Genomic DNA, 11,760 nt, shown 5'->3' on the forward strand with positions numbered 1-11,760 from the left:
GGGGCGGAGGGGGACGGGGCGGCGTCCGGCGCGCCCGGGCCGTACGGGCACGCCTCGGCCCGTGCGGCGGCGGGGCGCTCCGGGACCCCGCTCGCCGCCAGGGCGGCCCCCGGCAGGCCGGCCGCGCTCGCGAGCAGCGCGGCGACGGCACAGAAAGTGACGCGGTACGAACCCATAGTGAACCTCCCTCACACAGGAGGGTGCTGCCCCGGCCCGCGCGGCGCATCCGCTGCGCGCGTGGCGTTCCCCCGGCCGAGTGAAGGAACGTACGCGCGAAGAGTGAGGGGAGGGGCGCGGAGTTGCCACGCGGGGCCCGGATCGTGGTGGGCGGCGAGGCGGTCGCGTTCCGCCCCGTATCCCCCCATACCCCTGCCGCCCGCCCGCCGCCGCGCGCGGCTCCCTGCCGCTCCTCCCCCGCCCCCGCACGGGCCGCCCACCCGCTCCCGCACCCGGATACGGCATGATTTCCGTGCCGCGCACGGAAGTTCGATGGCGAGCGCGGCGCGAGCCTGGCAGGGGGAGACGGTACGGATGCGCGTACGGATGACGCTCGTCGAGGAGGGCACGCCGGGGCAGGACGCGGTGGTCACCGTGGATCAGCGGACGACGGCCGCCGAGGTCGCCGCGGCCCTGCGGCGCGCGGCGCGGCGGCCGGGCGCCGCCGCGTTCGGGCTGCCGGGCGGGCTGGCAGGCGGCGGGGTCCCGTCCCAGGTCACGCCGCTGCGGGAGAGCCCGCCGAACCTGTGGGTGGACGGGCGCAAGTGCGCGCCGGACGAGCCCGCCGGGCCCTGCCTGCGGGACGGGGTGCGGGTCTCGACGGACGACGCGATCGGCCCGTGGGTCGGCAACGCGGAGCCCGGCGGGCGCTTCGAGGTGCGGGTGTGCGGCGGCCCGGCGGCCGGGCGCGTGGCGCGCGTCGCGCTCGGGGCGAGCACGCTCGGCTCGGGCCCGGCGGCGACCGTACGCGTCGAGGAACCCTCGCTGCCCCCGCTCGCCGCGCGCCTCACCGTGGGCCACGAGGGCACCGTCACCGTCGAGCCCGCCCCCGGCGTCACGCTCACGCTCGATAGCGAGGAGGTCGCCGGGGAGACGCCCTGGCCCGCCGAAGCGCTGCTCGCCTGCGGGGACTCGGTCTTCGCGCTCGCCGAACCGGGCCCGCCCGACGCCCACTTGACCCCGACCGAGGAGGGCGGGCTCGCCTACAACCGCCCGCCCCGGCTGATCTCGCCGCGCGCGCGGCCCCGGCTCGACATCCCCGAGGAACCGCGCAAGACGGAGGGGCAGCGGCTCCAGGTCCTCTCGATGATCCTGCCGTTCTTCTTCGGGCTCGGCATGTACTTCATGATGAAGTCGCCCTACATGCTGCTGTTCTGCCTCATGTCGCCGCTCATGCTCCTCGGGCAGTGGTGGAGCGACCGGCGGCACGGCAAGAAGCGGCGCCGCACCGAGATGAAGGAGTACCGGGCGGCGCTCGCCGCGCACGAGGAGAAGCTGGCGGAGCTGAGCGCGCGCGACCAGGCGCGGCGCCGCGCGGGCTTCCCCGACCCGGCACAGGCCCTGCTCTTCGCGACCGGACCGCGCGGGCGGCTGTGGGAGCGGCGGATCACGGACGTGGACGCGCTGCACCTGCGGGTCGGGCTCGCCGACCTGCCGGCCGAGATCGACCTCGTCAAGGGCGGGTACGCCGGCAGCGACCGGCAGCCGGAGCCGCCGGTCGTGGCGAACGTGCCGCTGACGCTTCCGCTCACCGAACTCGGCGTCGTCGGCGTCGCGGGCGACCGCGAGCGGGCGGTGGCCTCGGCGCGCTGGCTCGCCGCGCAGGCCGCGATCCTGCACTCGCCGCGCGACCTGTCGCTCGTCGTGCTCTCCTCGGCCAAGGACGCGGCGGAGCGCTGGGAGTGGGCGCACTGGCTGCCGCACGCGGCCCCCCGGCAGGGCCAGGGCTGTCTCGCGCTGCTCGGCACGGACGGCGAGACGGTGAGCCGCAGGGTCGCCGAGGTGACGGCGGAGCTGGACCGCAGGCAGGAGGCCGCGCGCAACAGCTCGACGCGCGACGCGCTGCGCCCCGACACGCACATCCTGCTCGTCCTGGACGGCGCCCGGCTGCTGCGCCGCGTCCCCGGGGTGCCGCGCCTGCTCCAGGAGGGCCCCGCCGCCGGGATCTACGCGATCTGCGTGGACGAGGACCAGCGGGTGCTGCCCGAGGAGTGCCGCACGGCGGTGTGCTGGCCCGCCGAACCCGGCGCGCGGGTACGGCTGCTGGGGCACGGGTACGAAGCGGCGGGCGAGGTGCTGGCCGACCGGGTGAGCACCGCGTGGTGCGCGCGGGTGGCGCGCGCCCTCGCGCCCGTACGGGACATCAGCCGTGACGACGCGGACGCCGCTCTGCCCACGGCGGCGCGCCTCCTGGACCTCGTCGGGCTGCCCGATCCGCAGGGGCGGGACGTGGCCGCGCTGTGGCAGCGCGGCGGGTCCACGACCTCCGCCGTCATCGGCGTCGGCGCCGACGGGCCCTTCGTGCTGGACATCCGCCGCGACGGGCCGCACGCGCTCATCGCGGGCACGACGGGCGCGGGCAAGTCCGAGCTGTTGCAGACGCTGATCACCTCGCTCGCGCTCCACAACACGCCGGACAGCCTGAACTTCGTCCTCATCGACTACAAGGGCGGCAGCGCCTTCCAGGACTGCGCGCGCCTGCCGCACACGGTCGGCATGGTGAGCGACCTCGACGCGCACCTGACCGAGCGCGCGCTCGACTCGCTCGCCGCCGAGCTGCGGCACCGCGAGGAGATCCTGTTCGCGGCGGCGACGAAGGACATCGAGGACTACGACGACGCCCGGCGGCTGCGTCCCGGTCTGGAGCCGATGCCGCGCCTGATGCTGGTCATCGACGAGTTCGCCTCGCTGGTCGCGGAGCTGCCCGACTTCGTGGCCGGTCTGGTCGACATCGCGCGGCGCGGCCGCTCGCTCGGGGTCCACCTCGTGCTCGCGACGCAACGCCCCGCCGGTGTCGTGAGCCAGGACATCCGCGCCAACACCAACCTGCGGATCGCGCTGCGCGTGACGAACGCGGAGGAGTCGCGGGACGTGGTCGAGGCGCCGGACTCGGCCCTCATCTCCAAGTCCACGCCCGGGCGTTGCTACGTGCGCTCCGGTTCGCAGTCGCTCACCGGGGTGCAGTCGGCGCGGATCGGGGGCCGCAGGCCGGGCGACCGGAACGCGACGGCGGAGGTCGCCGTCCGGCTGCTGGACTGGCAGGACTACGGGCGGGCGCTGCCCGGCGGCGGGGACGGCGAGGCCGACGACGGCACCCTGGTCACCGATCTCGCGGTGCTCGTGGACGCGATCGCCGAGGGCGCGCGGCTCCTCGGCTGCCCCGCGCCGCGCAAGCCCTGGCTGGAGCCGATCCCGGACAGGATCACCCTCGGCGAACTCCCCGAGGCGAACGAACCAGCCCTCGGGCCGGGCGAGTTGTCCCCGGTACCGTTCGGCATCACGGACCTTCCGGCCCGGCAGGCGCGCGAAGTCCTCGCGCTCGACCTCCTCGACGGCGAACAGGTCATGGTCGCGGGCGGCCCGCGGTCGGGCCGCTCGACGGTGCTGCGTACCCTCGCGGGCTCCCTCGCCCGTACGTGCTCGCCCGAGGACGTCCACGTGTACGGGATCGACTGCGGAGCGAACACGCTGCTCCCGCTCGCCGCGCTGCCGCACTGCGGGGCGATCGTCACGCGCGACGAGACGAGCCGGGTGGACCGGCTGCTCGGGCGGCTCCTCGCGGAGCTGGGACGGCGGCAGACGCTGCTCGCCGAGCGCGGGCAGTCGAGCGCGGCCGAGCAGCGCGCGGCGGCGCCGGAGGGCGAGCGGCTGCCGGTCATGCTCGTCCTCGTGGACGGCTGGGACGCGTTCCGCACGGCCTTCGAGAACTACGACTACGGGCGGCTGGTCGAGACGGCGCGGCGGCTGTTCCGGGAGGGCCCGGCGCTCGGCATCAAGGTCGTCCTCACGACCGACCGTTCGGGGCTCACGGGCGACGTGTCCTCGATCTTCGGGCAGCGGCTCGTGCTGCGGCTCGCCGACACGGGCGACTACGGGCTCGTCGGCATCCGTTCCAGGGACGTGCCCGGCGAGATGCAGCCCGGGCGGATTCTGCTCGCGACCGACGACGGGGTCCGCGAGTCGCAGGTCGCGCTGCTCACCGAGGACCGCACGGGGCAGGCGCAGGTCGCCGAGTTGCAGCGCCTCGCGCGCGCCGTCGCACCGGCGCGGCGCGGCGCCCCGCGCCCGCTCCGCGTGGACGTCCTGCCCGCGCGCATCGAGGCGGGCGCCGCGATGGACCTCGTACCGGACTTCGCGCCGCCCTCGCCGCTGTGGGCGCTCTTCGCCGTGGGCGGGGACGAGCTGGCGCCCCTGGGCATGGACCTGGACGCCAACGGGCCCGGGTTCGTGATCACCGGGCCGCCGCGCTCGGGCCGTTCCAGCACCCTCCTGACGGCGGCCCGCTCGCTGCTGCGGCAGGGCACCGAGCTGATCGTCCTCACGCCGCGCCGCTCGCCGCTGCGCGCGCTGGAGGGGCGGGACGGCGTGCTCGGCGTGCTCGACGGGACGGCCTCGGCGGCGGAGCTGACGGCGTACACGCAGAGCGCGCGCGGACCGTACGCGATCCTCGCCGACGACGCCGAACTCCTCTACGACACTCCGCTGGACGAGGCGCTGGAGGAGCTGATGAAGGACGGCATGGACGGCGGCATCGGGGTCATCGCCGCGGGCGCCTCGGACACGCTGTCCTCGCAGTACCGGGGGTTCGTCGTGCAGGCCAGGCGCAGCCGCAACGGCCTCATCCTCTCCCCCTCGGGCGCGCAGGACGGCGAGGTCTTCGGTGTCCGGCTCCCCTCGGGCAGCGGCGGCGGCCCGGCGGGACGGGGCTTCTTCGTCCGGGGCGGCGAACTGAGCCCGTCACAGGCGGTGTTGCCGGGGGAGGGGTAGGGGCGGGGGGCCGGCCCCGGGCCGGGGAAGGGCTCAACACCCCTCCCCCACGGCGGCCTTCACCGTACTCGTCCGTCCCGCGCGGCCCCCGCGTGCGTGATACTGGCTCCCGCCAAGGCGTCGGTACGGTGGCGGCCCCAACCGCCCCGTACCCAGGAAGGACGAACCAACGGGGGCAGTGCACCATGGGTTTCTCCGGCATCAACCCGGACAAGCTGGCGAAGACCATCGCCTCGCTCGACTCCGACCAGAAGGAGCTGCGCGGCTCCGTCACGTGGATCAAGTCGAGCTTCGGGCAGTACGGCATCGACACCGAGCCGCTGGTGCGGCTCGGTACCATCGCGGGCTGGGCCGAGAACCAGCTGCCGGGGCTGCGGCGCCGCCTGCACCTCTCGATCGCCGAGCACACGAAGTACGGCGTCAAGGGATACGTGCAGATCGACGAGGCGAAGGTCGGCGCGGCGAAGCAGGCGACGGCGGACGGCAAGAAGGCCGGCGAGAAGTGGAAGGAGCAGATCGAGAACGGCGACATCTCGCCCGAGGTCTTCGCGACCCTGACCGCGAACTCGGCCGACGCCGACTACCTCAAGGGCTTCTACGACGCCCTCGGCCCGCAGGCCCTCTCCATGCTGTCGCTCAGCATGGGCGACCACATGAACGAGCGCTACAAGGACCACCCGAAGCAGCGCGAGGAGGACCGCGAGGTCCTGGCCGACACGTTCGGCACGTACACGCAGGTCGCCTTCGAGGGCAGGACGGCGAAGGAGAAGCAGAAGGCGTGGAACGACTGGTTCGACAAGGGGGCGATCGGCCCGGAGGGAGCGGACGCCTTCCGCGCCGACCTCCTCATGCCGTTGCTTCCCGGCGGCAAGCACGACAAGGACTTCCTCGTCGCGCTCGGGGACCGCGTCTTCGACAGCAAGAACAGCAAGTACGCCGCCGAGACCGAGTGGATGGAGAAGAACTCGGGGATGAGCGCGGGCGAGTGGGGCAAGGACGGGTACACCCAGCTCTTCGCGGCGATCGCGAAGAACGACGAGGCCGCCGGCGAATGGACCGACCACAACTTCGACTTCGTCGAGAAGGCCCTCTACCCCGCCGGACCGTGGCGCGTCGACCAACCGAAGGAGCGGGGCGAGGCCTTCCTCGGCGTCCTGAACGCGGGGGCCGTGAAGCTGCACGAGACGAACCCGCGTCTCGCCGAGAAGAACGTCGCCCACCTGCTCTTCGCCAACCACGAGCACGCCGAGGGCGACATGAAGGGCGTTCCTCCCATCGACGGCACGAGCGCCCTCTTCACGAGCATCACCACGGCCAACTTCCAGAGCATGTCCAACAGCATCGCCTCGCCCGTCGCCGACCAGTTCTGGAAGGGCGACAAGTGGGACTACGCGAAGTTCCTCAAGTCGCAGGACCTGGGGCTCTCCGGCGTCGAGGTCAGCCCGGACCTGTGGTCCGACATGATGGTCGAGGCCGCAAAGGACGCGCAGGGCGCGGGGACGATCTCCTCGCTCTTCGCGGTGCAGCAGGCACGCATCGGCGAGCAGATCGAGTCGATCAGGCCGGGGAAGGGCTCGGAGGACATGACGCGCTGGCTCAGCGCGAAACAGGGCTTCCTCGACGGCTTCTACGCGGACGCCATGAACAAGGCCGAGAAGTCCCACAAGGACGACATCGACCAGTGGATCGCCGACACCAATGCCTTCCGCGACGGCGTCATCGATCAGGTGACCGGAGTCGCGGCCGGCGGTCTGGGCGGGGCCGGGGTGGCCGGGATGAAGGGCGCCGGAGTCGGGGCGATCTACGGCCTGGCCACGGACACCGCCACCGGTCTCCTGAAGGACGCCTTCCACGTCAGCGAGAAGGACGTTCCGAAGGACATGATGACCGACTACAAGAAGATGAAGGCCCAAGTGGCCGACACCTCCTGGCAGGCCACCTACCGCGACATCGCGGACCGGGGCATGAAGCACGGGTACGACAAGGTCGCCTATCCGGACGTCACGTACCGGCCCGTCGAGCTCTCGGCGGACGGCCACAACGTGCTCGGCGACCCGAAGACCGAGTCGGCCGCCCCGAAGATCCACTCGGAGGCGGACAACTTCCTCAACAAGGACGGTTCGGTCAAGCCGGTCGAGAAAATGACCCCGTCCCAGCGGACCGCCTACGGCGAATGGCTGGAGCAGCCCGCAGTGATCAACAACATCTGGGGCGACCTGGAGGCGCGCAGGAACGTGCGGGACTGGGGGACGCAGGGCAAGGGTGAGTGAGGGGGTCTGACGGCGGGGCAGCAGGCGAGAGACCCGGGGGAGACCCGGGCCCGCCTGCGTACCTGTTCGCCCGCCCGCCTGCTCGCCCTACGACAGCGGGAACTCCTGCCGCACTTCGGCGTACTGCCGCATCTCGCCCTTGTCCCGGTGCGTCAGGGTGAGCAGGAGCCGCCCCGTCCTGTCCTCGCGTTCCATGGCCGCGGAAGGCTTGACGCGTATCCGGAGTTCCTGGCTTCCCTGAGCGGAAAGCCCGAAGTCAGCGAACGTACCCGCCACTTCGGGAGTGTTCTCCTTCTCGCTCTCTCCGCCCATGCCCGGGACCGGCTTCCAGTCCCCGTCCGCGCGCCATTCCACGGCGGTGAACGGGGGCTGCTCGCCGTCCTCTTGGGACACGCAGGAGACCTGGTCGGCCAGAGGACCGCCGCTCCCGCTGAGGCAGCCGAGCGCCAGGTCCCCTTGGAGGCCGCTCAGTTCCGTACGCGTGAGGTTCTTCAGGGAATAGGTGAACTCCGTCCAGACACCGGCCTTTTCGAGGGGCTTGTTCCGCTCCGTCGTGTCTGCGGAGACGGCCAGGAAGTCGATGTCCTGCGTGACGTTCCCCACGACCTTGCCGTCGACGGTGGCGCGCACGTTCACGCGCACGCCTTCCCCCGCCTGCTCGACGTGCCGGTCGCTGCTCAACGTGAGGTAGCGCGTCGAGTTGCCCTGGGGCACTTTCAGGGAAGTGGTCCCGCTCAGCCCTCCGGTGCCCGGCCCCTTCGCGAACTCGACTGGTGTCCCGGACTCCTTGACGGGGTCGTCGCTCACGCCGAGCTCCCACTGGTCCGTCTTCAGCGCGGGCTGATGGAGCGGCGTCACCCGGAATTCGAAGCGGGCGTCGAAGGGTGCGTCGCCGTCGTTCTTGAACCGGAACGGCAGGTGGGCCGGCTTTCCCGGCGGAATGTCCTGCGGCGCGATGCTCATCTGGAAGTAGCGCGCCACCTCCGGCACGGAAGCACTGGGCCGGGGCTTGCCGTCGCCCCCGTCACTCCCACAGGCGGTGACCACCACGAGCGCCGCCCCTGCGGCGAGCAGGGACCGGATGTGGCGCTGGCTCATCATCTCTCCCGAAGTCGGCTGCTGTGCACGTAGTTGTCCCGCCGCGCCGTCCCGTGTCCGTCCCGGGCGGCACGCGCCCCCGACGGTACCCCCGCGTACGTATCCGCCCGCGTTCTAGTCCGTGCCGAAACGGCTCGTCATGGACGCGTAGCCCAGCATGCCGTTCTGCCCCTTCTTCGCCTTCGGGTAGACCATCCACAGTCCCAGTTCGGCGTGGTCGAACCGTTCCCCCAGCGAGGATGTGGCCTTGAGCCGGAAGCGGTACCGCTTCTCCCCCTTGGCGGGGATCGTCGCGGCTTCGCGCAGGAGGACATCGTTCCTGGGTTGCGCGTCCGGGGACGCGGACGAACTCCCCTCTGCGGCGAGCGACTTCCATCCGTCACCGTCGAAGTACTGCGCCTCGAAGCCGGGCACTCCTTCCGTCGTCTCGCACGGCTTCTGGTCGTTCTGATCCTTCCCGACGCAGGCTAGTTCCGCCCTCGCCTGAGCGCCGTGGAGTGTGCCCGGCAACAGATTGCGGACCCGGAAGGTGTACTCGGTCCAGGCGGAGCCGGAGAGCGGGGCGGACTCGCCCCGCTCGCGGCCGGGGAGGACGGTGGCCGCGGGCAGGGGCTGCTCCCACACAGAATGGACCACCTGCCCCCTCCCGCCCAGACTTCCGCTCACCTTCAAGGTCTGGAGAACGCCGTCGGGTTCGAAACCGGGTGTGATCCGCCAGAAGCGCCGCACGGTGCCGTGGGGCACGTTCACAGGAACGCTGCCCCGCAGAGCGCCGCTCCGGACGGAGAGCGCGAGCCGCTTCCACGGCGCGTCGTCGGCGTCGCGGTACTCGACCTTGAGCGCGCTCTCCCGGGGCAGCGCCAACCCCACCGTTCTGAAACCGAGTTCGAGTGGGACGCGCGTGATGGGCCTGCTGCTGTTCCCGGTCGCGACCTGGAGCGCCGTGGACTTTCCCGGTACGAGATTTCCCGTGCTCACATCGAGGGACACGTGATCGGACCACTCGGCTTCCGGGGATGCCTTGGAGTCCTCGTCGCCGTCGCCTCCGCACGCGGCGGCGAGCAGACAGAGTGACCCGGCCAGAACCATGATCTTGATCTTGACCTCGGCCCTGGCCCTGGCCTTGACGCGGTGACCATTCATCCGCATGACTCCCCCGAAGTCCCGTGTCGGACAGACGCGTTACCCCACCTTCTCCAGGCGGATACCGCGCACGCGCCTACGCGCCTACGCGCCTACGCGCCTCGGCCGACGATATCGACCACCCGGTGAGGGCGCAGTGCCGACCCCGGGCGGCACGCCGCCCAGGCAGCGGGAACCGCTCCAAGGTGACGGCGCACCGACGATTCACCGCATGTCCATCCGCATCAACTTGGCCTCGTTGAGCGGTACTTTGTCCGGCACACTGTCGATCTTGCGCTGAATCGCGGGGACGAGTTTCTTGAGTTCCCCCAGCATACGACCGCGATTCCCCTCGATGTCCGTATGCCAGTCGTCGGCGGTCTTGCCGACCCAGGACTTGTCCTTGGTTCCTTCACCGACGTCCTGGGACGCCTTCTTGAGGTGTTTCTCCATCTTTCCCACCTCTTCCTGGACATTGCGTTTCAGCGTCTCCAGGCGCTGCTTCATCGGATTGTCCACCTTGGGCTGTTCAGGGGGATTCCCCACGTCGTTCCTCCTGCTCGAAGCCGTGCGAGGACACCTCGCCGCCCTCACGCTAAGAAGCAAACGGCCACGACAGCAAGCAGCTTGGGACATTCTCCGTGCCCCGCCGACGCGGCTTGCGTTAGTGTCGTCGCGGCGGGCGGAAAGGCCGCCCATCGGAACACGGGGAGGCTTCTCATGGCCGGCGATGGCATGAAGGGCGCCGACACTTCGCAACTGCGGACGCTCTCGAAGACGTTCGGACACCAGCACACGAACCTGCACGAATTGATCACCGCGCTGAACAACGCCACCAAGACCAGCCCGTCTTACTGGAAGGGCCCGCGCGCGGACCGTTTCCGCGACGACTGGGAAGAACTCCGGCCGACGCTCAGCAAGTTCGTCGACTCGCTGGAGCGGGCGCGCAAGGAGACCAACAGCGCCGCCGAGGCCAACGACCAGATCAACGGCTGACACAGGCCCGGAGCCACCCGTGCCCGCACACCCCAAGGGGGGTGCGGGCACGCGCTGTCGCGGCAGACGCGGCGCGGGGATCGAAGCGGGAAGGCCGACCCGGCGCGGCGCGGGCGTCGAAGCGGGAAGGCCAACGCCACGCCTCGCGGGCGTCGAAGCGGGAAGGCCAACGCCGCCCCGTACCGGCCCTGTTGCGCGGCCCGGCGGCGCCACCGCTCAGACGCGGTCCACCAAGTCCGCGATCGAGTCCACCACTTCGGTCGGCCGGAACGGGTACTTGTCGATGTCCGGGACCGTCGTGAGCCCGGTGAGGACGAGGAAGGTCTCCATCCCCGCCTCCAGACCCGCGAGGACGTCGGTGTCCATCCGGTCGCCGATCATCGCCGAGGACTCCGAGTGCGCGCCGATCGCGTTGAGCCCGGTGCGCATCATGAGCGGGTTCGGCTTGCCGATGAAGTAGGGGTCCTTGCCCGTCGCCTTCGTGATGAGCGCGGCCACCGAGCCCGTCGCGGGCAGCGCCCCCTGCGGCGAGGGGCCCGTGTTGTCGGGGTTGGTCGCGATGAAGCGGGCGCCGTTGTTGATGAGGCGGATCGCGCGCGTCAGGGCCTCGAAGGAGTACGTACGGGTCTCGCCGAGGACCACGAAATCGGGGTCCGCGTCGGTGAGCACGTACCCGGCCTCGTGCATCGCGGTCGTCAGCCCGGCCTCGCCGATGACGTAGGCGGTGCCGCCGGGGTGCTGCGTGTCCAGGAACTTCGCCGTCGCGAGAGCCGAGGTCCAGATGTTCTCGACCGGCACCTCCAGGTCGATGCGCTTGAGGCGGACGTGCAGGTCACGCGCGGTGTGCATCGAGTTGTTGGTGAGGACGAGGAAGGGGCGCCCGGAGTCGCGCAGCTTGCGGAGGAACGCGTCCGCGCCGGGCACGGGCACGCCCTCGTGCATCAGCACGCCGTCCATGTCGGTGAGCCACGACTCGATGGGCTTGCGCTCTGGCATGGGCGGTACTCCTGGCGACTGCGGGGACGGACGGGACGGGCGCGGCCATCCTATGCGGCGCTTCTCGCCCGTTTCGCGATCAGGTACGACCGGACTTGCGCGGTCGCGGCGGTCGTACGGCGGCGGCGCCCCCGCCCCCGGCCGGACGTCCCGTCCCCGGCCGTGAGCACCGTCCCCCGCCGCCCCCGCCCTCACTCCTCCACGGGCAGCCGCCCGAAGAGCGGCGCCAGCACGAGCTGAGCGGCCCCCTCCGCGATCGCCGGGTCACCGCCCCGGGCCCCGTCCGCTCCCCCCA

The 11,760-nt window shown here is 71.7% G+C and carries 7 protein-coding genes; 3 read left to right on the top strand and 4 right to left on the bottom strand.

All coding sequences use genetic code 11. The features are described 5' to 3' along the window. Positions 1 to 531: 531 nt before the first annotated feature. Positions 532 to 4,983 (top strand): FtsK/SpoIIIE domain-containing protein, encoded by a 4,452-nt coding sequence (locus tag SSBG_RS09240; protein WP_037871268.1) that lies wholly within the window; start codon positions 532 to 534, stop codon positions 4,981 to 4,983. A gap of 185 nt (positions 4,984 to 5,168) precedes the next feature. Next, complete coding sequence (locus SSBG_RS09245) at positions 5,169 to 7,253, top strand: hypothetical protein (protein ID WP_008745911.1); 2,085 nt, start codon at positions 5,169 to 5,171, stop codon at positions 7,251 to 7,253. Positions 7,254 to 7,340: 87 nt separating this feature from the next. On the opposite strand, the gene SSBG_RS09250 is transcribed toward SSBG_RS09245, so the two are convergent. From SSBG_RS09250 to SSBG_RS09260, 3 genes are all read right to left on the bottom strand, one after another. After that, entirely contained in the window at positions 7,341 to 8,351 is a 1,011-nt protein-coding gene (locus SSBG_RS09250; RefSeq protein ID WP_037869321.1) for a hypothetical protein, read from the bottom strand. Positions 8,352 to 8,465: 114 nt separating this feature from the next. Then, positions 8,466 to 9,500 carry a hypothetical protein gene (locus SSBG_RS09255; RefSeq protein WP_008745913.1) on the bottom strand — a complete coding sequence of 345 codons (1,035 nt, stop codon included), beginning with the start codon at positions 9,498 to 9,500 and terminating at the stop codon, positions 8,466 to 8,468. Between the two features lie 198 nt (positions 9,501 to 9,698). Next, positions 9,699 to 9,980, bottom strand: coding sequence for a hypothetical protein (locus tag SSBG_RS09260; RefSeq protein ID WP_234010448.1), 282 nt, complete (start codon positions 9,978 to 9,980; stop codon positions 9,699 to 9,701). 213 nt (positions 9,981 to 10,193) lie between these two features. On the opposite strand from SSBG_RS09260, the gene SSBG_RS09265 reads away from it, so the two are divergent. Further along, entirely contained in the window at positions 10,194 to 10,469 is a 276-nt protein-coding gene (locus SSBG_RS09265; protein WP_008745915.1) for a WXG100 family type VII secretion target, read from the top strand. Between the two features lie 216 nt (positions 10,470 to 10,685). Here the strand turns inward: SSBG_RS09265 and SSBG_RS09270 are convergent, their stop codons facing one another. Next, a complete protein-coding gene (locus SSBG_RS09270) occupies positions 10,686 to 11,465 on the bottom strand; it encodes an HAD-IIA family hydrolase (RefSeq protein WP_008745916.1) in 780 nt (259 codons plus the stop codon). Between the last annotated feature and the right edge of the window lie 295 nt (positions 11,466 to 11,760).

The organism is Streptomyces sp. SPB074, from assembly GCF_000154905.1.
Classification (GTDB): Bacteria; Actinomycetota; Actinomycetes; order Streptomycetales; family Streptomycetaceae; genus Streptomyces.

Coding starts and splice junctions, on each gene's coding strand:
- SSBG_RS09245 (WP_008745911.1), top strand. CDS start 5,169: ATGGGTTTCTCCGGCATCAACCCGGACAAGCTGGCGAAGACCATCGCC.
- SSBG_RS09270 (WP_008745916.1), bottom strand. CDS start 11,465: ATGCCAGAGCGCAAGCCCATCGAGTCGTGGCTCACCGACATGGACGGC.
- SSBG_RS09255 (WP_008745913.1), bottom strand. CDS start 9,500: ATGCGGATGAATGGTCACCGCGTCAAGGCCAGGGCCAGGGCCGAGGTC.
- SSBG_RS09240 (WP_037871268.1), top strand. CDS start 532: ATGCGCGTACGGATGACGCTCGTCGAGGAGGGCACGCCGGGGCAGGAC.
- SSBG_RS09260 (WP_234010448.1), bottom strand. CDS start 9,980: ATGAAGCAGCGCCTGGAGACGCTGAAACGCAATGTCCAGGAAGAGGTG.
- SSBG_RS09250 (WP_037869321.1), bottom strand. CDS start 8,351: ATGAGCCAGCGCCACATCCGGTCCCTGCTCGCCGCAGGGGCGGCGCTC.
- SSBG_RS09265 (WP_008745915.1), top strand. CDS start 10,194: ATGGCCGGCGATGGCATGAAGGGCGCCGACACTTCGCAACTGCGGACG.